This is a genomic window from Cytobacillus oceanisediminis (assembly GCF_022811925.1).
Lineage (GTDB): Bacteria > Bacillota > Bacilli > Bacillales > Cytobacillaceae > Cytobacillus > Cytobacillus oceanisediminis_D.
This window is the reverse complement of sequence record NZ_CP065511.1, coordinates 3,636,323-3,658,236: the sequence shown is the minus strand read 5'-3', so window position 1 is coordinate 3,658,236 and position 21,914 is coordinate 3,636,323. Positions and strand designations below refer to the sequence as shown.

The window sequence follows — 21,914 nt, the reverse complement described above, 5'->3', positions numbered from 1 at the left end:
CAGGTATTGGAGGTAATGAAATGAAAAAATACGATTTTCCTAAAGGTTTTTTGTGGGGAGGCGCCACTGCAGCGAACCAAATTGAAGGTGGATATAAGGAAGGGAATAAAGGATTGAATATTGCGGATGTCCTTCCTGGAGGAAAAGAACGATACAATATCTTAATGAAGCCTGGGTTTGACTTCGAAATTCATGAGGATCAATTTTATTATCCCAATCATGAAGCAATCGATTTCTATCATCGATATGAAGAAGATATTGCCTTATTTGCTGAGATGGGCTTCAAGGCATTCCGCATGTCGATAGCCTGGACCCGCATTTTTCCGAATGGCGATGAGACGGAGCCAAATGAAGAAGGACTTGCTTTTTATGATCGTGTTTTTGATGAATTGCAGAAATATGGGATTGAGCCGGTTGTAACGATCTCTCATTATGAAATGCCTCTTCATTTAGTTAAAGAATATGGCGGGTGGAGAAACCGCAAAGTTGTCAGTTTTTTTGAGAGGTACGCTAAAGCGATTCTGAGCAGGTATAAAGATAAAGTAAAGTACTGGATGACTTTTAATGAGATCAATAGCGGATTGGTCATGCCGATTAATGGGCTTGGCTTCTCCTATCAATGTGAAGAAGATAAATATCAGCCGACCTTCCAGGCCTATCACCATCAATTGGTCGCAAGCGCAATCGCTGTAAAGGCATGCCATGAGATCACTCCTGAGTCAAAAATTGGCTGCATGATTTTATTTGCGCCTGTGTATGCTTATGACAGCAAACCGGAAAATGTCATGTATGCTCTGCAGGAAGAGCAGCTTTTCAATTACTTTTGTGGTGATGTACAAGTGCGCGGGGAGTACCCGGCTTTTATTAAAAGATACTTTAGGGAAAATCATATCAGCCTGGACATACAGGAAGGCGACCTGGATTTGTTAAAGGAGGGCACTGTTGATTATATTGGCTTCAGCTATTATATGTCCCGCACTGAAAAGAAGGTTAAAACAGATGCCGATTCGTCGGAAGGGAACATCATTGGCGGGGTAAGGAACCCGTTCCTGGAAACAAGTGACTGGGGCTGGGAAATCGACCCTGAAGGTTTGCGGATCAGCTTGAACCAGTTATATGACCGCTATCAGAAACCGCTATTTGTCGTAGAAAATGGACTTGGGGCCTATGACAAGGAAGAAGAGGATGGCAGCATCCATGACGACTACCGGATTGACTATCTTCGCGAGCATATAAAAGCAATGGGTGAAGCTATAGAAGATGGCGTCGAGCTAATGGGCTATACAAGCTGGGGCTGCATCGATATGGTCAGCATGTCAACAGGCGAGTTTTCAAAACGCTATGGCTATATTTATGTGGACAAGCATGATGATGGCAGCGGAACATTGGAACGAAAAAAGAAGAAATCTTTTTATTGGTATAAAGATGTGATAGAGTCAAACGGAGAAAAACTATAGCAAACTCAAAATGGCTGCCTGGGGGCAGCCTTTACTTGTTTAGATAGTTAAATTTGCAGGTGTTCTTATGAGAAATATACTCATTAACTAATTAAAAAATCTTAATTGAGTAAAATATGAATAAAGTCCAGGAAAATTTATTGCAGAGGAGCTAATAATTAATCCTTGCATTGAGGAAGACTGATGAATAGGGAGAGGAAGATGATGATTTATATCTACCATGATTTTGGGGGAACTCATACAACATCCCTGGCAGCGGCATACCATCTGAAAATCATTCAGCACCGCAAACTGGAAAAAGAAGAAATAATTGAGCTGCCGTATTTTAATAAATTGACAAAGAAGGATGCAGGAAAATTTATTTTTCATGGTGAGGATGACGAAGGAAATCAGGTGTACACCCTTGGAAGGAGATCTTCTAAGCTGGCAGTTGAAACAAGCATCACTTTTGCCATTTATTAAACAGCCATATAGGAATTAATGATAAAATCGTCCTCTCTGATACTTCACCTGCAGTCCCGCTTGCTATGACTATCGGGAGATTCATATCCAAAGGCTTAGGTCTGGACAGGTTAGGAACTCCACTGGTTATTAAAGGAGCACAGAAATGCTGCGGAAATATTCTGGAGCTAGTGAATGAAACGAAAAAAATTGCTGCGGATTCTAATGATGCTATAATTAAAATTGATAATAAGGAGTTTCAGGCATAAGAAAAGAACCATCTTGATCATTTGAACTGTACCCCGGATAGCGGACACTGATAAAAAAGTGCCCCTATCTGGGGTTTTTTGTGTTTCAATAGATTTAATGAATATAGGCGGAGGATTATCATGAGTAAGAATATTTATAATGAATTCCAAATTAAAGAGCTTGAGAAGAATCCCAATGTTTTGAACGCTTCTGAAAGGTCAATCTCCTATAGTCCGGGATTTAAGCTAAAAGCAGTTAAGGATTACAAAAATGGAAAACCACCATCGCAAATCTTTATTGAACAAGGCTTTGATCTTGAGATGATTGGCAAAGAACAGCCCAAACGTTGCCTGCAGCGCTGGAGAGAAACATTTGAAAGGTATGGAGAGAAAGGTCTCCTTACGGAACGTCGTGGTAAAGGGAGTACTGGACGTCCTTCTTCAAAGCAACTTTCCATTGAGGAGAAACTAAGGAAGGCTGAGGCAAGGATTAAATTCCTTGAGGCAGAGAATGATTTCTTAAAAAAGCTGGAAGAACTAGAAAGGCAGGCCTTGAAGAAGAAACGATTCTAACGACAGCTGTAAAGTTTTCTCTAATCGAGAAAACCATCAGAATACATCAGTTAAAGAAAGCTGTTTCCTACTTGTGTGAGCTGGCAGGTGTTAGCAGAAGTGGCTACTATGATTGGTTGAAGGCTGCACATTTACGGGCACAACGTGATGAGCAGGATGAACTGGACATAGAGTTGATTCAAGAAATATTTATAAGCAAAAAAGAAAAAGTAGGTGCCCTCCAGATTAAAATGATCCTGGAGAATGATTATTCAGCTGTAATGAACCACAAAAAGATTAGGCGTTTGATGGCAAAATATAATCTTGAAACAAAAGTAAGGAAAGCCAACCCTTATCGAAAGATGGCCAAGGCAACCCAGGAACATCGAACCTGCCCGAACCTGCTTAACCGAGAATTCAATCAGGAGGAACCAGGGAAAGTCCTGCTTACTGACATTACATATCTCTATTATGGAAAGGGTCAAAGAGCATATTTATCCTGCGTAAAGGACGGAGCTACAAGGGAAATTATTGCGTACCACCTGTCCACGTCATTAGATATGGACATCGTCTATAAGACGTTGAAAAAGTTGGAGGCACTGTTGGCAATTATTTTCACCCTGAAGCCATATTACATTCTGACCAAGGTATGCACTACACTCATCCTCTATTCCAAAGCAAAGTGAAAGAGCTTGGCTTAACTCAATCAATGTCTCGAAAGGGAAACTGTTGGGATAACGCACCAATGGAGAGCTTCTTTGGACATTTTAAAGATCTGGCAGAGTATAAATCACTGGATAATTTAAAGGATGTAACGAAGGAAGTAGAGCGAGTAATCGAAGATTATAATCATCACCGTTATCAATGGGGCTTAAATAAAATGACCCCGGTACAATACCGAGGTCACTTACTAGCCGCATAGGCGCTTTTTTAAAACTGTCCGTAAATGGGGGTACAGTTCAATTCAGATGGTTCTTTTCTAATACAGGTAATTGTCCGGACAAAATAGCCAAGTCTCATCATAATTTAAATATTGTATAAGTCTGACTGTTTTACGACATTTCCAGCAGTTCACTGCCAGGCAGCTCATAAAAATTTTAAGGAATGGCAGTTTTTCAGAAGTAAGCAAATAATGAAATTAACTCTAAAAACTATTATATTATACCCCCATAATATAAAGATTCTCCTTCGTATTCTTTGAATATAATCAAACACAAGTCACGAGGAGAAAAATATGAAATCACCAGCTAAAGGAGCCCTTGCGATGGTAATAGCAGGGTCTATCACGTTTTCTGTTGCCAATGGCATGCTGAAAGCTACTAAACTTTTTTCAGAGGAACACTCTTCTGTTTTATCAGGTATTCAACAAAAACCTGAAGTAAACAGACAAATTGACAAAAAGGGGGAAGCAAAAATACTGGCTGCGCAAGAGAATGAGAAACAAAAGCCGATTACTGAAGATGCTCCTGCTTTTGAAGAATCATTAAAAAAGGAAGAGAAAAGCAATAAGATGATTGTTGCTGTTCAAACGAATACCGAAATATCCAATCGAAAACCTGCTGTAAATCCTGTTTCAAAAGCTGTATCTGCCTCAAACGAAAAACCATCAGCACCGGAGCCAGCCTCTGCACCTGCGGGAAGCAAGACAACAAATGAAGCAACGAAACCTGAGACCAGCACAAATGATCCAAGCACACCTGCCTCTGGCACGGGAGGAAGTAGCACAACAAGTCCTGCTGCAAAAACACTCAACCATGGTCAGCAAGTTTCCCAAGCCGCCAAAGAAAAAGCAGAGAGCAATCGGGCTAGCCAAGGAAAAGAAGACAAAGAAAACAATGGAAAGAATCTGTAAATCTTTCTAAAAGGATCATCATTAGGAGGTGATCCTTTTATCCTTTCATTGTTATAAATTATTTAGCAAAAGGCCTCTCCCAATATTGGGAAAGGCCTTTATATTCATTTACTATTCACAATAGAATTATCCTGGGTTACATTGCCTTTTCGTTTAAGTTTATTCCAGCCAACGGTTACACCTTTTATGGCGGAGAATATCGATTTTACGACCACATAGGTCATCAGCTGTTTATATAAAATTCTCTGTAAAAACAATGAGGCCAGTGGTTTAGGGCTTTCTTTCTCCAGCCTGAAAGCATATAGGGAGGTAAAGAAATCCATCAAGTAAAAAAGAACAAATCCAATGGCTGCTTTTTCAGGTTTTGTGCTGAAAAGGGCAAAGATAAACAATATTTCTGCAATAGGAGAAATGGTTTGATAAACATATTGAAAGAGCCACATGTTAGGAAGAGCAACATAGCCTAATGAATGATGTTTTTTGTTAAATAATGCCTCACGATGTTTCCAAAGGCATTGGAGAGTACCATATACCCATCTGTAGCGCTGCTTTGCCAGGCTTTTAATATCTTCAGGCACTTCTGTATAAGCATAAGCCTTTTCTTCGAATTCAATTTTCTTCCCTTTGCGCAATAGTGCAAGTGTGATATCCGTATCCTCTGCAAGTGTATCCTCACTAAAGTAACCAGCTTCTTCAACTGCAGACTTTTTCCATGCACCGATGGCACCTGGTACAACGGTAATGCAATTGAGAGCTGCAAAGGCTCTTCTTTCCAGGTTAAAGCCTGTCACATATTCAATATGCTGCCAGTTCGTTAGGAGATTCCCCTTATTGCCAACCTTTACATTACCCGAAACAGCAGCCACTTGATCATCTTTAAAATGGCTAACAAGCAAAGAAATGGCATTTTCTGCAATGAGGGTATCAGCATCTAAAGCAATCACTATTTCCCCCTTAGCTTCCTTAAATCCAAGGTTAACAGCCGAAGATTTTCCGCCATTGTTTTTCTTAATTAACCTCACGCGGGGGTTATCTGCAAAAGATTCTTCAACTGCACGAGCAGTATGATCCTTTGAGCCATCATCTATAATCAATATTTCAAAATCCGGATAGTCACTGGATAAAATTGAATCTACGGTTTTGCAAATGACTTTTTCCTCATTATAAGCAGCAATTACTACACTGACATGTGGAGTAAAGCCAGGGTCAATCTTGGTCTCTTTATACCTTTTGACCTGTTTCCTGGACAGGAAAACAAGAAAAATAATACGAAAAATACCTAAAAGAATGGCTGAGTAAAACAAAAAGCTAATTCCAGTGTTCCAGCTTTTAATGACCTTAAATACCGCTTTATCATAAACAGAATAAGGGTTTTCCTGATCAGCAAAAGGCATGATCTCATTATCAGTTTTCCCAATTAAACCAGCAGTTGTCGTAAATGTGTAGCCGCGATTTTTAAGTGTTTCAATAATAATCGGAAGGGCTTCCACTGTTTTGGAGCGGTCACCGCCAGCATCATGAAGCAAAATTACGTTACCTTGGGACAGCTGATCCAATGTTCGATTTACAAGTTCATCTGCTGAAGACCCTTGCCAATCACCAGAGTCAATGGATTGGCCGACCATGGTATAGCCTAGCTTCTGAGCTTCCATAATAGGAAGCTGCTCGTTTCTTGTACCCAGTTCCGTATCTGCTATGTATGGTGGGCGAAAAAGAGTCATAGAATGACCGGTTATGCCTTGAATTAAGCGTTGAGTTGCATTCAATTCCATACGTAAACGAGATGGTGTGATGGATGTAATATCAGGGTGTGTAAAGGTATGATTTCCGATTTCGTGCCCTTCATCATAAATCCTGTTAACCAGCTGAGGATGCATCATTGCATTTTCTCCAACGATAAAAAAGGTGCCTTTTACCTCATACCTCTTCAATATGTCCAATATTTTTGGTGTGTAGGCTGGATCCGGACCGTCATCAAAAGTAAGGACGATTTCTTTTTTGCTGGAATTACCATGGCGGATTACTTCAAAAGGCTTTGGATATTTAACATAGGATTCCTTTTTTATCATTCCATTGGAATCCATTTCTATCGTCCTTTTTCCTTTTTCAGTTTGTGAAGCGATTTTCAAAACCTCTCCGTTCCCTGTATGAAGTGCTGAGAAAGGACTTTCAATAGTACTTAGCACTGGAGAAGGATTAATGTTTTCCTTAGGCTTGTTAAGAAATCTCCAGATAGAGGGATCCTCGGAACCCAGACGCCATATTGCTATTCCGGTAGAGCCGTGATTTATTGCAAGGTTCATCTGGTTATAAAATGTAGCAGCATCCAAAAACCAGACAGTATGATTTTTTCCATTTTGTCTGTACCGTAAGTACGGGTTTCCAGCTTCCTTACTCCAATTGATATTGAGGTTAGCCTCACTCCCCAGCTTCATAATATCTCCAAAAGTCAAGTCAGCTGCGGGCTTACCAGAATCTTCTTCCCAGTCGTAACCGTATGTTCCTAAGCCTGCAACCAATTTTCCGGAGGGAATATCAGCTTGATTCAAGTTCTCCTTTACCCAATCCGTTTGAGCGACAGGACCTGGTGTGCTCATGGAATAATGCTGGTCATAGAGCATGACAATCACACGGTCAGCGTATTTTGCTAAAGAAGCATAATCGTAGCTTTCATCATTCGGCGGAACATCCAATGTCACCATTAAACCTTCCTTGTGGAAGGCTTTATAAACCTTACTCATGAACTGAGTAAAATGATCCTTGTCAGCTGGTTTAATTGCTTCAAAGTCAATATTAATACCTTCAAATTCATTTATTTTCACATAAAAAAGCATGTCTTCTATAAAGCGGTCTTCAGCACCTGGAGCCGTGAATAATCGGTGGAGAACATCTGAATCCCATTTGTTGTCTATAAAATTATTCACTAATGGCAGAATTTTGATTTCATGTTTATTTGCTTCTTTTACAATGGACCAGTCAATTGAGGACTTGAGATATAGATCTGGTGTAACATGCATCCACTCAGGGACTAGAGTGGTTATGGACTCTTTATTTTTCTTGAAGGATGTTTTGCTATTCTTGTCCCAATTGACATAGAATCCATACACCTCTTGTTTTTGTGTAGTTTGTGACATGTTTAGCTTTTCTGATTTATCTGCTTCAGAATTTATCTTTTGAATCTGAGATGCCAAATCTTCTTCACTAAAGGCATTGTTAATCGGATCTATATCTGTACTTGATGGGCTTTGATCCAGATGCAGCTCAGGAAACTTGGGAGTTGTATTCATGCTCTCTATAAAAAATGTAAATATAATAACAATTAATAGAGTGAAGCCCGCACTCATTCGTTTAATGAGGGACCACCGGCTTTTAGCAGGGTCAAGAAATATATATTCCTGTTTTTCCTCATTTTTTTTCAGCCCCAGGTTATAAAACCAGTGGAAGAAAAAATAGCAGACTAGTCCTACCAAACCTCCGAAGATTCCTGATGCAATTGATTCCGAGGTTAATATATTGCTTTTAAGTGATGAAATGAACCAGTAATCTTCAAATGGGCCAAAATCCATTAAAGGCAGCTCGTGTATGTAAGGTATAAAAACAGTAATCAGAGTGCCCAGGAATAAGGCAATAATATTTAGGCGCAGCAGCAGTGAACAAACAAACAATAATGGAATACTAAAACTATCCAAAGGTAAAAATGCCAGAAAAAAACCTAGAGTACTTGCAATCGCTCCTGCATTTCCGGAGACAGGTGCAAACAAAGATCTGACAATCCACCTGAAAAAACGATCCACATTCATTCCTCCCAAGAAGTAATGTCGAATTATGTATTAATTAATAGCTTTAGGAGTGTAAATACAATTTACTCCAAACATTCAGCGGATCATTATTTCGACAAAAAATGACCATCAACAAAAATTTAGGTTGTCATTATATAATTTTGGGGGTGGGATGAAAAAATGTGTTTGTTTTTTTATGGTATAAACGCGATTTACGATGATTTAATGGAAATAGTTGACATTTGTTTCATTCAAGTTAATTTGAACACATCATCTCCATGTCTGCTCTTTAAGAATTTCAGCAGCTGTTCCGACATATAGTTTGAATCATATTCAAACCCATGATTTATCCATTCCGTAATCATTCCCAGTATTGCATGTACATAGAAGCTTGCCTGCAATTCACGATTGATTTGATGGCTTTTTTTGCTGAAAGAATCATAGGGTTTGCTTATAACTGGAGACCTTGAGTAAGAAAAAATTAATGGTTATTTATAAAAGATACATAAGGTGGAGTTGTCCGGGAGTATGATGAAGTAGGCATATACCCGGAAGGAGGCACTTAAGTATTATATTCGGATTACACATTCAACAAAAATGCGACAGGAATGTCTGTTTTTGACGTTAAAATGTGCCATTGGATAGGCACTTTCTAACGATTTTCCAACAAATTGTACAAGACATCTGTAAACGCTTTCAATATAATTAAAATAACAGATAGGAAAGGGGATGCGTTCAGGTGGAACTTTTAATGGAACAATGTGAACATGGCCAGCAGGAAGAACCTTGTGAAAAGTGTGCCCCTAATTTAGAAGGGGAAGAGAGTTACGATACCTCTGATTATGACTATCATAAGAGACTGTGGTTCTAAGAAAAGCAGAAGCGCCTTGCCCACCCCCGTTTCGTGACCTCGATGGTGGCAGGCGCTGAAGCTGGACAATTACAAATGATTTGTATTTTAAAAAACACTTGGAGAAAGATTTTCCCAAGTGTTTTTCTATCTATAATTTCTTTCTCCTCATCCATTGCGTAGCTGCCCATTTATCACCGATGATAACAGGTGCTCCGCCATGAAGCGTCAGGTCGTTTAAGTTCTGATCATTATAAAAGTATTCAAAATACACTGCCATGCCTTTTTGTGGAGAAACGGAGAAGTTAAGCTTTGGAAAATACGTTTCCCCGCCCTGTTCCACATCATTCAGGTACATGACAAGCGTGCTGATTCTCGGATTGCTTGCTGCTCTGCTGGTTGAAGAGAAGAAGTCAAAATGAGCTTTATATTCCTGGCCTATTTTATAATTGAGGATCTGCAGCCCTTCACCATGCTCAACTGGAATGTTCATGATTTGGGATACTCTTTTTTCAATTCTCGCGACAATTTCATTTTCCCCTTCATGGAAAAAAGTACTGCTGCTGGTTCTTAGTTCATCAACTTCAATGGAGTTGGCAACTTTTGAACGCTGCATGCGATCTTTTGATTGCTGAATCAGCTGGTCACATTCTTCATCGCTCAAAACATTTCCCAGAACCACGATCAATGGTTCTGCAAATCTGGCAATTATATGAATTTCCCGATCTTCTGTAATAATCTTATTTCCAACATGATCAAAAATCGTTTGTTCTTTATAAGATGCATCCATTTCCATGTAAATCAACCTCTTTTTATTTAGTTTTCTGAAAATTAAATATATTTAAAGGCTGCTTGAAGTATTCCTATTTGTGCGTTCCTTCCTCCTATACAAATGGATGTCTGTGTCAGTTTTTCAACTGGCTGAATATATTTTACACTCTGATATGAAGGAATTCTATCTTTTTTTTACTTGAAAACTATTAAAATAGAAAGAAGGCTTCTGCATTTTATTGATTTTTGGGAATATATTTCAATACATAAGCCAGTCTGAACAAAAGGAGATGGCCAGTGTATAGAAATAGCGTTCAATACTATTTAAGCCAAAGACGAAAGGGTAATTTTTCCACCTTTAAAAATGGGCTGATTATCATATTCGGAACAACACTTGTGGCTGTTTCCCTGCAATTATTCCTTGTGAAAAATTATGTTATTGATGGAGGTATTGTTGGATTGAGCATCATCCTTTCACATGTCTTTCATGTAGATGTGGGTGCCTTGATCCTGCTGTTGAATCTCCCCTTTTTAGTGGCAGGCTTTTTCTTTTTAGGGGGAAGATTTTTGGTGTTAAGCCTGTTTGCCAGTTCCTTGCTGGCAGGGGAGACATACATATTGGCCCCATTTGAGGAAGTGACTAACCATCCCCTGCTGATCATTATTCTGGGAGGCCTTTTGCTGGGAATGGGAGTGGGTCTCATTATACGGTTTGGAGCCTGTCTGGATGGTACAGAAGTTTTGGCGATTTTATTCAGCGAGCGTTTGCCTTTAACCATCGGGCAATGCATCCTTTTAATGAATACCATTATCTTTGGAAGTTCTGTTTTTTTATTCGGCATCACAGAAGCCGCATACTCCCTTGCAACATTTTTTGTTGCTTATAAAACCATAGATACCATTATAATGAAGTCCTAAACATTTTCGAATAATTTGATGAGCCAGGTGCATCCTAAGTGGTAAAAAAGCTGAAGGAGATTACTTGTGAATCCATACGAAATTACCAGCATGATTATTGATGATGAATTTGATGGAGAAGAATATGTCACAACTGAATTTCTCCAGGAAAATAATACTTATAGCATAACATTTAAAAAAGCAGATCTTGAGGTGATCAACGCCTGGGTATTTAATGATGGCTCGTCACTTCCAGCGAATTTGTCTGAGGAGATGATAGAGTCAATCAGAAACTCTGTGGAAAAAAGAATAGGACGAAAATAGAGGCAGGAAAGTGAACCTCTATTTTTTTTGCATAAAATTAACCATCTCTCAAACAATACTTGTAAATACAATTGCATCTGCAAGTGAGGGGAAAGAGGATGAACATTCTATTGAAACAGCAGACATTGCTTGTCATAAGGGCACTATACTTCTGCATGGAAAAGAATTGGGCGGAGCTTGAAAAGAAGTTTAAGCTGACGCCTGCTCAGCAGCATATTTTGTTTCTGCTTGGCACTCATAATCAAAAACTAAGCCCGACCCAAATAAGTGAACTGGGATGCTGGCATCTATCGACTGTAACCAGGCTTTTAAAACCGTTAAAGGAAAAAGGACTGATCGAAATCACGGCCAATAAAGAGCAGCTCCGCTATAAGTGTGTGGCTATTTCTAAGAGCGGAAAGGAACTATTGGATCAGATTATGGATGAGGTAAAAGGGATGGAACAATTTCCGCTGAATATGAGCCATTTATCGGAAAACGAGCTTATGTCTTTCCTTGAATATGGTCAGAGGATATTAGGGGTTCAAAAAGGAGATACATTTAAAAAAATGCTTATTGATGCACGGGTAGAAAACTATGATTATGCATAATTCTTTTAAGATGATGATGCGTTTTTGGAGGTAATTCTATGAGTTATAGTGAATACTGGGAGCAAATATATTTGCAAAGTGAAAAGATGAATGCACTCATTTCTTCCTACTAGAGAGAATATTCAGGTCTTGGAACCTGGCAGTATTGGGTGGTTTTGGCACTTATGGTGCTGCCTCTCGTTATTGTATATCTATCAGTTGACCGGACCAGAATATTTGAAAATTTCTTCTTTGGATATACCGTGCATATACTTTGGACGTACGCCGACAGCTTTTTGGAGCGATATAGTTATTTTGTTCACACCCATTTTTTATTTCCCATGTTTCCCTATGCACTGAACATGACAGCATCAGCTTTACCGGTCGGTTTCCTGCTGATCTATCAGTACTGCACGAACCACAAGAAAAGCTTTCTGCTTTACACGATTTTAGCAAGTGCTGTTTTTGCCTTTGGATTTGCCACTCTTGAGGAACGGGTCGGTATGGTGCATTTTAAAAAAGGAATGAATCAATTCTATATCTTTCTGATCGATATCTCGATTGCTTATGCAGCCTATTTTTTGACGATGTTTGTTAAAAGAATGAGTGAGAATATCAAAGGGTGACCAAAACTAAAAAAACAATTAGCATCCCATCTTTAAGCAGATGGGATGTTAATTGTTAAACTTTCTCTTTCCAAAGCTTCATTGGATTGTCTTGATCCTCATTTAATGGAATTTGCAATATTTTGAGTCCCCGTTCATCTCTTGCGTTTTTCAAATCCTCATAAATCATTTTAGACTTGCCTAAACCTGCATTAAAAGCGTCGTCAACTGATTGGCAATAGTACACCTTATCGATGCCTGCGAAATACATGGCAGTTAAACACATCGGACAAGGTTCTCCGCTTGCATACATCGTAAAGCCGGCTAAATCATTCGTTTGAAACTGCTCCTGTGCCCGCCGGATAGCGAGCATTTCAGCATGCCCGCTGACATCATGCTTTTTATGCAATTCATTCACGCCTTCAGCAATGATGTCCTGATCTTTCACCAGAACGGCACCGAAGGGCTGGCCGCCGTCTTTTACATTATTAATGGCCAGTTCTATAGCCCGTTTCATGAAGTGATCCATTTTTAATCATCCTTTTCCAATTAATTGACTCTAATTAAATTAATATCATTTTTTCGTGGGTTCTCCAAATAATCTGCTGACTGTACTAAATGTTAATAGTAAAATTTGCAAATTTCCTCATGAGGATCTGCTGTAAATGGATGGATATTAATTCGGGTAATCTATATAATTAATTATACATTTTGATTTTTTGAAAAATAGTAAGGAGGCATTCATTATGACAGAGTTAGATTCCAAAAGTCCTATTCCGCTTCACATACAACTAAAAAATAAGCTGCAGGAGCTAATAGACAATCGTTCTTTCAATGAGAAAATTCCAAGTGAAAGAGAGTTGATGGATACATATAAAGTGAGCAGAAGCACAGTGAGAGAGGCAGTTTCGCATTTAGTTAACGAAGGTGTGCTAAAAAAAGTCCACGGAAAAGGCACTTTTATTTCAAAGAAACCGATTGAAGAGTGGCTTGGGAATATTACCAGTACAACAGAAGTGATTAAAAAAATGGGGATGAAGCCTGATGCAAAATTATTGGACAATGGCATTGTTGTTCCAGCAAAAGAAATCGTGGAAGCCAGCGGACTTACAGAGGCATACTTTATAAAGCGAATTCGCTATGCAAACGATAAGCCATTGGCCCTTGAAAGTCAGTATTACCCTATTGAAATTGGTGAAAATCTCGCCCAATATGATATTGAAAAGGGGACATTGTATGATCTGCTTGAGCAAAGTTTAGACTTAAAGTTTGCAGAAGCTGAACAGATGATTACAAGTACTTATTTATCTAAAGAAGAAGCAGACCTGCTTGGTGTCCCATGTTCCCTAAGTGTGCTTCACATAGAACGGTTATTATCAGACATTAATGGAAGCTTAATAGAATACTATTCTGCTTATTTTCGTTCGGATATGTACTCATTTAGAATAAAACTATCAAAGAATTATAGTTAAATGCAGTGTTATTCAATTTTACAATAATACCTATTGATAATTCCGATAATATAAAATTTTTAGAAAATATTGAAAAGTAATAATGGTTGTGTTTTAATTACAACTGAGGCTAGTCATACAACAACTGGTACGGACGACATGACGTCATGACGAGAAGATTAATATTTCTATTTTGCAGGATGGAGTGATGACATGATTATTGGTGTGCCAAAGGAAGTAAAGAATAATGAAAACCGGGTTTCCGTTGTTCCAGCAAGTGTTTCTGCATTTGTTAATGCCGGCCATACGGTCTGGATTGAGAAGGGTGCAGGTGCAGGAAGCGGCATCTCTGACCAGGAATATGAAAAAGCTGGTGCAACGGTTGTTTCAAGTGCAAAAGAGGCCTGGTCTGCGGATATGGTCATGAAGGTTAAAGAGCCGCAGCCAGATGAATACCGATATTTTCGAAAAGGATTAATTCTCTTTACTTACTTGCATCTGGCAGCCGAACCTGAATTGACAAAGGATTTGGTCGATAAAAAAGTTACCTCGGTTGCTTATGAAACCATTCAGCTGGATAACAAATCATTGCCTCTCCTAACTCCAATGAGCGAAGTTGCGGGAAGGATGTCTGTCCAGCTTGGAGCTCAATTTCTTGAAAAGATTCATGGTGGAAAAGGAGTCCTTTTAGGCGGTGTTCCTGGTGTGAAGCCTGGAAAAGTGGTGATTATTGGCGGTGGAGTTGTTGGAACAAATGCCGCAAAAATGGCAGTTGGCCTCGGTGCAGATGTTAGCATCATTGACATAAGTGCTGAAAGACTCCGCCAGCTGGACGATCTTTTTTCTGGCAGGGTGAGGACGGTCATGTCAAATCCGTTCAATATCGCCCAGGAAGTAAAACTTGCCGATTTAGTGATAGGGGCTGTTCTCATCCCCGGTGCAAAAGCACCTCAGTTAGTAACCGAAGAAATGGTTATGCAAATGGAAAAGAATTCGGTCATTATTGATGTTGCCATTGATCAGGGCGGTTCAATTGAAACCATTGATCATATTACCTCACATGATTCTCCAACATATGTAAAGCATGGTGTTTTGCATTATGCGGTTCCAAACATTCCGGGCGCTGTAGCAAGAACTTCCACCTACGCCCTCGCCAATACTACAGCACCATATGCCTTAATGCTCGCAAATACTGGGATTGAAAATTCTATTTTAAAGTATCCTTTTCTTGAAAAAGGGGTCAATACCATGAATGGAAAGGTCACTAATCAGAGAGTTGCAGAGGCGCATAACTACCCTTATACACCCACCCATGAATTAACTCACAAAATTCCAGCCGCAACATGATTCCCATAAGATGCAAACCTGAATGTTTATAAAATAGAAGGAGGCAAGCAATATGTCTACAGTAGAACTGAATGATAACAAAAAGTTAACTGATCAGGATCAGGAACACTTATGGCATGCGATGAGCCGGCATACAGAAGGAAGCAGTCCGATGATTGCCAAATCAGGTGAAGGCTCATGGTTTACTGATATGGATGGTAATCGATATTTGGATGGTGTATCCGGTCTTTGGTGTCTGAACCTGGGACATGGCCGGAAAGAAATTGCAGAGGCCGCTGCAGAGCAAATGATGCAGCTGTCGTATTTCCCTCTGACATTAAGCCATGCACCAGCCATTAAGTTATCTGCAAAAATTAGTGACTTGCTGGGGGATTCCTATAAAACCTTTTTCTCAAATAGCGGTTCCGAAGCGAATGAAACCGCATTCAAAATAGCAAGGCAATATCATAATCAGAATGGCAATCCGGGTAAATATAAATTTATTTCGCGCTACCGTGCCTATCATGGTTCAACTTTAGGTGCATTAAGTGCTACTGCACAGGCCAACAGGAGAGTGAAATACGATCCTGGCATGCCGGGATTCCTGCATGTTCCGCCTCCCTACAGCTATCGCTGTCCATTTGGCGAGGATGTGAAGGATTGCGATAAAGTTGCAGCTGACATGATTGACCAGGTCATTCAATGGGAAGGTGCCGAAACGGTTGCTGCGATAATAATGGAGCCTTTCATTTCAGGCGGGGGGGTTATTATCCCATCTCCTGAGTATCTGCAGAGGGTGGCACAAATCTGCAAAAAACATGATGTCCTGCTGATAATGGATGAGGTTGTATCCGGATTCGGGCGAACGGGCAAAATGTTTGGATTTATGCATTCGGATGGTGTTCAGCCTGATATCGTAACGATGGCTAAAGGGTTGACCAGCGGCTATCTTCCGCTTGGAGCAACAGCAGTTCATTCCAGAATTTATGAAAAATTTAAGGCGCAAGGTACAGATAACCATTTCCGCCATGTCTCAACATACGGGGGACATCCGGCAAGCTGCGCGGTAGCATTGAAAAATATCGAGATCATCGAAAGAGAGAATATTGTCAGCAGGGTAGAGGTGCTGGGTGAAAGCATTTTAGGCAGCTTAAAAGAGTTGCAGTCTCATAAAAATGTAGGCGAAGTCAGAAGCGCCGGTTTCTTATATGGCATTGAAATGGTTGAAGACAAGGAAACGAAACAGCCAGCTTCTGATCATTTAATGGCAAAGGTCATTGCACTATGTAAAGAAAAAGGCTTAATCATTGGCAGAAATGGGGATACAGTGCCTGGTTTCAATAATGTCCTTATTATAGCTCCGCCGCTTTCATCTACAGAAGAAGATTTAAGATTCGTTGTCCAAACTGTCGAAAATGCCTTAAAGGAAATTTAGACCGAGAGCTGAATCTGGATACGAGCTTTTTTAACATGGCTCCTATCAATTTATATAAATGGAACTTCATAAACCGGAAAGGAAGTGCTCGTAATGGCAAAAGCAGAAAAAGAATTAGCAGTAATCAAAACAAAAAAGGTGAAAATGACACCAAGTGAGGCAATTGTAGAAACATTAGTTAAAGAAGGTGTCACACATATTTCCGGGATTTTGGGATCCGCCTTCATGGATCTATTAGACTTGCTTCCGACTGCCGGGATCCGCTTCATCGGTGTACGGCATGAGCAAAGCGCTGCCCACATGGAAGATGCCTATACTCGAGTAAGCGGAGTTGCCGGGGTGGTGATTGGCCAGAATGGACCAGGAATCACAAATATGGTAACGTCGGTTGCGGCAGCGAATCAGGCTCACACTCCTATGGTCGTCATTTCTCCTTCAGCTGGAACACCTACCGTTGGATGGGACGGTTTCCAGGAGTGCGATCAGGTTTCAGTTTTTAAAGCGATCACGAAGGAAACAGTTAGGGTCACACATCCGGGGCGGGTGGCGGATTGCCTGAGGACTGCCTTTAGAATCGCTTACGCAGAGAGAGGTCCAGTGCTATTTGATATTCCGCGGGACTATTTTTATGGGGAAGTGGAAGATGTAATCCTTGAACCTCATCAGTATCGTGTTGATAATAGGGGCTGCGGATCATTAGAACAGATTGATCAGGCTGTGGAATTGCTTGCTTCTGCCAAGAACCCTGTCATCATTTCCGGCAGGGGGGTAGTGGATTCAGATGGAATAGAGACAGTGAAGGAAATTGCCGATCATTTAACGATTCCTGTAGCTGTTTCATATATGCATAATGATGCCTTCCCGGCAAATGAGCCTTTAGCGGTTGGACCTATTGGGTATATGGGGTCAAAAGCAGCTATGAACACATTAAAGGATGCAGATGTGGTGCTCGCTATCGGTACTAGATTATCTGTCTTTGGAACATTGCCATGCTATGACATTGATTACTTTCCGAAAGACGCAAAGATTATCCAAATCGATATCAATCCCCGCAATATTGCCAGGACCCATCCAGTAGAGATCGGGATCATTGGAGATGCAAAAGCAGCTTCAGTTGAAATCGCAAAACGGCTAAAAGAAAAAGTGCCAAATAAGCAATTCAATTCTGAGAGAATAGCAAGAGTCACAAATGAAAAAGAGCAATGGGAAAAAGAACTTGTCGATCTGGCCATGGTGGAAGGAAATCCAATTAATCCGCGCAGGGCACTCCTGGAGCTTACGAAGGTCCTTCCGGAAAACGCAATTGTTACTACAGATATCGGGAATGTATCTTCTACCGCAAATGCCTATTTAAAATTCAATTCCGGCCGCAAGCATGTTGCAGCCTTAACATTTGGGAATACAGGCTTTGCCTATCCGTCAGCATTAGGTGCAAAGCTTGCAAATCCGAATAGCCCTGTAGTAGCTATCGTAGGGGATGGCGCATGGGGAATGAGCCTGCATGAAGTAAGTACGGCTGTGGAGGAGAACATTCCAGTAGTTGCATGTGTTTTTAATAACAATGCCTGGTGTGCGGAAAAGAAAAACCAAGTAGATTTTTATAATAATCGCTTTGTAGGAGCGGATATCCAGAATCCGGATTTTGCAGAGGTGGCAAGGTCCATGGGGGCACAGGGAATTAGTGTAGACAAACCTGAAGACGTAGGGCCAGCTATTCTCCGTGCATTAGAATCCAATAAACCGACAGTCATTGATATTCAAGTGGATGGCACACAATTGGCACCTCCATTCCGCAAAGACGCGTTAAAGATGCCGACTCGTCTTCTGCCGAAATATGCTCACCTTGATCATAAAAACTGGTAGGTAAAATGAAAGGAGCTTAATAGATTTGATTAAGCTCCTTTTAAAAGAAAGCTTACGAGTTTGAAGTATGTCGTTACAGTGCTGATATGAGAAAGTTGCTATGACGCGAACTGACCGATATATTGGAAAAGTGGCCGATAAAAATAAAAATTGACCGATAAATAGTAAAGTTGACCGATAAGTTCAAAATCTGACCGATAATCATGGGAAAGTGACCGATATAGTGGAATTAAGTAGAAGATGTTCCGTATATTACTGCCAATAATTTACAGAATATTAAGAAAAATAAAGGAGGCAGTCGATGAGCTGGTATTTTGGATACATTTTAGCGTATTTCATATTCATGTTCGCAATTGGAATCTATTATTTTACAAAAATTAAAACCTCTGACAGTTATTTAATTGCAGGCTGGAATATGGGCTTTTGGAATATTGTCGGAACAATCATCAGCACGAATTGCGGTGCTGCCGTTTTTATTGGCTGGATTGGAATGGGATTCACAATGGGCGTATCTGGATTTTTTAAATTTGCTTTACCAGCCATGCTTGTCAGTATGCTCTTGATCTTCTTTTTTAGCCGTCCATTAAGAAGACAGAGATTATATACACTTGCGGACCTTTTTAGTGAAAGATTTGGAGCAAAAACCGGTATCATTCCATCAGTGTTATCTGCTTTCATATATTCAGTTCCCACTACTGCCCTGCAGATTGTAGGGATGAGTACCGTATTCAGCATTGCTTTTAATATGAACGTGAAAACGGGAATTGTGCTGTCTTTTATTTTGATTCTCGGCTTTACGATTTTGGGCGGCCTAGTAGCAACAATTGTAACGGATGCCATTCAAAGCGTAATTCTGATTGTAGGGATTGTTATGCTTGCATATGCTGCCTTGCAATTTGGCGGAGGGATGGAACACATCCTCAGTAACACGCCGAGAGATTTTTTGACTCCGCTTGGTGCGAATGGACTCGGGGATGTCCTGCTATTTGCTCTTTCTGTGGCTCCATTCTACTTAGTTTGGCAATCCACATGGCAGCGGATCTTTGCTTCTAAGACAGAAGATATAGCCATTAAAGCTGGCTTAACCGGTTATGCCATTACCCTATGTATTTCTGTTCTTCCTTATAGTATAGGAATTATGGCAAGGCAATTTGTGCCAGCCGATATTCATCCAGACTTAATTTTCTCCTATGTAACCGTGGAAATGCTTCCTCCTTATATTGGCGGCATTATTCTGATCGGACTCCTATCAGCACTGATGACAGGTGCAGACTCCTTCATTTTACAAGGAAGCTCTAATATTACTCAGGATTTGTATCACCGGCTATTAAATCCCGATGCTACGGAAAAGCAAATGATGTTTGTTTCCCGCTTGAGTGTAGTGATTATATCGGTATTATCACTGTTAGTTGCCTTTGCATTAACAGATATTGTCAGCATGTATCAATGGGCACTCAGACTGTCAGCAACAACTCTTGTGTTTCCGTTTCTGGCCATTATGTTTTGGAAAAGGACAACCAACACCGCTGTCATTTCCAGTATGCTTCTGGCTTGTTTCACTACCATACTTTGGCCTCTTCTCAATACAGGAATAGATCAGACAATACCCGGCTTTATCATATCTTTTTGTTCGCTTGTCATGATTAGTTTCTGGACCAAACATTCATCAGCAGAAAATGTAAAGGCTGTTTACTGGGAAGACCTTCCTTCAGCAAATAGAAAGATAGACGATATCGATTCAGCAGAAAACAAAGCTGTCTAATAAGGAGGGATAAGGGTGAGTATCCTTATCATAAAAAATGCAAATATCATCACGCTTGATAAACATAATACTAAGGCAAAATCATTGCTTGTCAGAAATGGCATCATCGAAAAAATTTGGGATAAAACCGAACCGGATCGTACGGAAGTTCCAGATGGTCCTGATATTGAGATCTTGGATTTAAAAGGGGCTGCTTTGCTTCCTGGTTTTATAGATACACATAGTCATTTATTAATGTATGGGCAAATGCTGAATTATGTTGATTGCAGATCCCCAAGGAATAAAAACATTGGTGATATAAAGGAAAAAATAAGAGAAAGGGCCGGTAAAGCAAAACCTGGAGAATGGATCATGGGGTGGGGATATGATGATACCCTCCTGGAGGACAAAAGACATCCGAACAGGTCTGATTTAGATCATGCAGCCCCGAACAATCCCGTTTTTATCCGGCATATTTCAGGGCACTTTGGTGCTGCAAATTCCAAAGCTCTTGAATTGGCTGGAATTGATGAAAGCATTTCGAATCCGCATGGCGGGTACTTTACACGTGATGGTAATGGTAGACTGGACGGTGTTATTCACGAAATTCCTGCCCTGGAATTTATATTTCCAGTGCTGCCTTCCCCGTCAAGCGATGAACAAATCAAGAATATCGGGAATGCGGCGAAGGTGTACCTGTCTCAAGGGATAACCACATGTACAGATGCCGGTGTGGGCCTGGACAGAGGAATAGAGGAATTAAATGCGCATATTGCGGCCATTAATTCAGGAAAGAATCCGATGAATATGCGGCTAATGATCTTGCATCATCTTTTAAGAGAAGGAAGTGCTTTTTCCGGGTATACTGCAGATCAGCTCGATCTTGAATTAAAGAGACGCACTAAAAACAGGGTATCACTGGATAGTGCCAAATTATTTCAGGATGGATCCATCCAGGGACTTACCGGTGCACTCCGCGAACCTTATAATTGTGATGAATCTGTATATGGTGAGCTGCTGCATGATCAGGACACATTTGCAGAAGAAATGCTGGATCTCCATAATAGAGGATTTAGGATTGCGATTCATGGAAATGGAGATCGGGCAATCGGATCTATCCTTGAGGCTTTCGATTATGTTTTGTCAAAAAGTCCGATGGAAGACCACAGGCATCGGATTGAACATGTACAGACTGCAGGCAGTGAAGACCTTGATGCTATGCAAAGATTAGGTGTTGCTGCTTCCTTTTTCATCAATCATGTTTACTTTTGGGGAGATCGGCACCGCAGATTATTCCTGGGTGAAAAGAGAGCGGCTAGAATTAATCCTTTGGCTGATGCGGTTGACCGCAATTTGCTGTTCACACTGCATTCTGATTGTCCTATTACCCCAATTTCGCCCCTGTTTTCCATATGGGCGGCTGTGAACCGCATCACTTTAGAAGGTAATGTGCTTGGAGAATATCAAAAAATTGATGTTCTGGATGCTTTAAAAGCGATGACATCTTACGGGGCAGCTCTGAACTTTGAAGAAGATTCTGCTGGCACGATTGAAGAAGGAAAAAGAGGAGATTTTGTTGTCCTGGATGCCGATCCTCTTACCTGTCCAGCAATGGAATTAAAAGATATTCCTATATTGGCGACCATTATTTCCGGTAAGGTTGTGTGGGAAAATACAGAAAAAGCTTATACTCATTCATAGATAACCGCTATTCAAAAAATCCTCAATACTGAAGCAAAAGCTGGGGGTCAGC

At 40.3% G+C, this 21,914-nt stretch carries 16 protein-coding genes and 2 pseudogenes; 14 read left to right on the top strand and 4 right to left on the bottom strand.

Annotated elements, in window-relative coordinates; genetic code table 11:
- Positions 1-20 precede the first annotated feature (20 nt).
- The 4 genes and pseudogenes from IRB79_RS18215 to IRB79_RS18200 all read left to right on the top strand — a co-directional run bounded on the left by IRB79_RS18215 (position 21) and on the right by IRB79_RS18200 (position 4,550).
- Positions 21-1,457 carry a glycoside hydrolase family 1 protein gene (locus IRB79_RS18215; protein ID WP_243503867.1) on the top strand — a complete coding sequence of 479 codons (1,437 nt, stop codon included), beginning with the start codon at positions 21-23 and terminating at the stop codon, positions 1,455-1,457.
- Between the two features lie 204 nt (positions 1,458-1,661).
- Positions 1,662-2,167, top strand: a pseudogene (locus tag IRB79_RS18210) (DUF3189 family protein).
- Between the two features lie 120 nt (positions 2,168-2,287).
- A pseudogene (locus IRB79_RS18205) lies at positions 2,288-3,620 on the top strand (IS3 family transposase).
- Between the two features lie 312 nt (positions 3,621-3,932).
- Complete coding sequence (locus tag IRB79_RS18200; RefSeq protein ID WP_243503865.1) at positions 3,933-4,550, top strand: hypothetical protein; 618 nt, start codon at positions 3,933-3,935, stop codon at positions 4,548-4,550.
- Positions 4,551-4,654: 104 nt separating this feature from the next.
- Here the strand turns inward: IRB79_RS18200 and IRB79_RS18195 are convergent, their stop codons facing one another.
- The 3 genes from IRB79_RS18195 to IRB79_RS18185 all read right to left on the bottom strand — a co-directional run bounded on the left by IRB79_RS18195 (position 4,655) and on the right by IRB79_RS18185 (position 9,975).
- Positions 4,655-8,344 carry a polysaccharide deacetylase family protein gene (locus tag IRB79_RS18195; protein WP_431833391.1) on the bottom strand — a complete coding sequence of 1,230 codons (3,690 nt, stop codon included), beginning with the start codon at positions 8,342-8,344 and terminating at the stop codon, positions 4,655-4,657.
- A gap of 236 nt (positions 8,345-8,580) precedes the next feature.
- Positions 8,581-8,694: a hypothetical protein gene (locus IRB79_RS18190; protein ID WP_347815339.1), complete on the bottom strand. Its 114-nt coding sequence runs from the start codon at positions 8,692-8,694 to the stop codon at positions 8,581-8,583.
- Positions 8,695-9,330: 636 nt separating this feature from the next.
- Positions 9,331-9,975 carry a 2OG-Fe(II) oxygenase gene (locus IRB79_RS18185; RefSeq protein ID WP_243503861.1) on the bottom strand — a complete coding sequence of 215 codons (645 nt, stop codon included), beginning with the start codon at positions 9,973-9,975 and terminating at the stop codon, positions 9,331-9,333.
- Between the two features lie 272 nt (positions 9,976-10,247).
- On the opposite strand from IRB79_RS18185, the gene IRB79_RS18180 reads away from it, so the two are divergent.
- From IRB79_RS18180 to IRB79_RS18165, 4 genes are all read left to right on the top strand, one after another.
- Complete coding sequence (locus IRB79_RS18180) at positions 10,248-10,868, top strand: YitT family protein (RefSeq protein ID WP_243503860.1); 621 nt, start codon at positions 10,248-10,250, stop codon at positions 10,866-10,868.
- Positions 10,869-10,934: 66 nt separating this feature from the next.
- Positions 10,935-11,171, top strand: coding sequence for a hypothetical protein (locus IRB79_RS18175; RefSeq protein WP_243503859.1), 237 nt, complete (start codon positions 10,935-10,937; stop codon positions 11,169-11,171).
- Positions 11,172-11,269: 98 nt separating this feature from the next.
- Positions 11,270-11,761, top strand: a complete 492-nt coding sequence (locus IRB79_RS18170) for a MarR family winged helix-turn-helix transcriptional regulator (protein WP_243503858.1) — start codon at positions 11,270-11,272, stop codon at positions 11,759-11,761.
- 155 nt (positions 11,762-11,916) lie between these two features.
- Positions 11,917-12,366, top strand: coding sequence for a hypothetical protein (locus tag IRB79_RS18165; protein ID WP_243503857.1), 450 nt, complete (start codon positions 11,917-11,919; stop codon positions 12,364-12,366).
- Positions 12,367-12,421: 55 nt separating this feature from the next.
- Here IRB79_RS18165 and IRB79_RS18160 read toward each other — a convergent pair whose 3' ends face one another.
- Positions 12,422-12,874: a nucleoside deaminase gene (locus IRB79_RS18160; RefSeq protein ID WP_243503855.1), complete on the bottom strand. Its 453-nt coding sequence runs from the start codon at positions 12,872-12,874 to the stop codon at positions 12,422-12,424.
- Between the two features lie 217 nt (positions 12,875-13,091).
- Between IRB79_RS18160 and IRB79_RS18155 the strand changes: the two genes are divergently transcribed.
- The 6 genes from IRB79_RS18155 to IRB79_RS18130 all read left to right on the top strand — a co-directional run bounded on the left by IRB79_RS18155 (position 13,092) and on the right by IRB79_RS18130 (position 21,862).
- Positions 13,092-13,817: a GntR family transcriptional regulator gene (locus tag IRB79_RS18155; protein ID WP_243503853.1), complete on the top strand. Its 726-nt coding sequence runs from the start codon at positions 13,092-13,094 to the stop codon at positions 13,815-13,817.
- A 192-nt stretch (positions 13,818-14,009) separates the two neighbouring features.
- Positions 14,010-15,143, top strand: coding sequence for an alanine dehydrogenase (ald, locus tag IRB79_RS18150; protein WP_243503850.1), 1,134 nt, complete (start codon positions 14,010-14,012; stop codon positions 15,141-15,143).
- Between the two features lie 52 nt (positions 15,144-15,195).
- Complete coding sequence (locus IRB79_RS18145) at positions 15,196-16,557, top strand: aspartate aminotransferase family protein (protein ID WP_243503848.1); 1,362 nt, start codon at positions 15,196-15,198, stop codon at positions 16,555-16,557.
- Positions 16,558-16,650: 93 nt separating this feature from the next.
- Entirely contained in the window at positions 16,651-18,420 is a 1,770-nt protein-coding gene (gene xsc, locus IRB79_RS18140; protein WP_243503846.1) for a sulfoacetaldehyde acetyltransferase, read from the top strand.
- Between the two features lie 301 nt (positions 18,421-18,721).
- Positions 18,722-20,182 (top strand): sodium:solute symporter family protein, encoded by a 1,461-nt coding sequence (locus IRB79_RS18135; RefSeq protein WP_243503844.1) that lies wholly within the window; start codon positions 18,722-18,724, stop codon positions 20,180-20,182.
- Positions 20,183-20,197: 15 nt separating this feature from the next.
- On the top strand, positions 20,198-21,862 hold the full coding sequence (locus IRB79_RS18130; protein WP_243503842.1) for an amidohydrolase: 1,665 nt from the start codon (positions 20,198-20,200) through the stop codon (positions 21,860-21,862).
- The last annotated feature ends 52 nt before the right edge of the window (positions 21,863-21,914 follow it).

Coding starts and splice junctions, on each gene's coding strand:
- ald (WP_243503850.1), top strand. CDS start 14,010: ATGATTATTGGTGTGCCAAAGGAAGTAAAGAATAATGAAAACCGGGTT.
- IRB79_RS18135 (WP_243503844.1), top strand. CDS start 18,722: ATGAGCTGGTATTTTGGATACATTTTAGCGTATTTCATATTCATGTTC.
- IRB79_RS18190 (WP_347815339.1), bottom strand. CDS start 8,694: ATGATTACGGAATGGATAAATCATGGGTTTGAATATGATTCAAACTAT.
- IRB79_RS18185 (WP_243503861.1), bottom strand. CDS start 9,975: ATGGAAATGGATGCATCTTATAAAGAACAAACGATTTTTGATCATGTT.
- IRB79_RS18160 (WP_243503855.1), bottom strand. CDS start 12,874: ATGGATCACTTCATGAAACGGGCTATAGAACTGGCCATTAATAATGTA.
- IRB79_RS18145 (WP_243503848.1), top strand. CDS start 15,196: ATGTCTACAGTAGAACTGAATGATAACAAAAAGTTAACTGATCAGGAT.
- IRB79_RS18200 (WP_243503865.1), top strand. CDS start 3,933: ATGAAATCACCAGCTAAAGGAGCCCTTGCGATGGTAATAGCAGGGTCT.
- IRB79_RS18155 (WP_243503853.1), top strand. CDS start 13,092: ATGACAGAGTTAGATTCCAAAAGTCCTATTCCGCTTCACATACAACTA.
- xsc (WP_243503846.1), top strand. CDS start 16,651: ATGGCAAAAGCAGAAAAAGAATTAGCAGTAATCAAAACAAAAAAGGTG.
- IRB79_RS18170 (WP_243503858.1), top strand. CDS start 11,270: ATGAACATTCTATTGAAACAGCAGACATTGCTTGTCATAAGGGCACTA.
- IRB79_RS18215 (WP_243503867.1), top strand. CDS start 21: ATGAAAAAATACGATTTTCCTAAAGGTTTTTTGTGGGGAGGCGCCACT.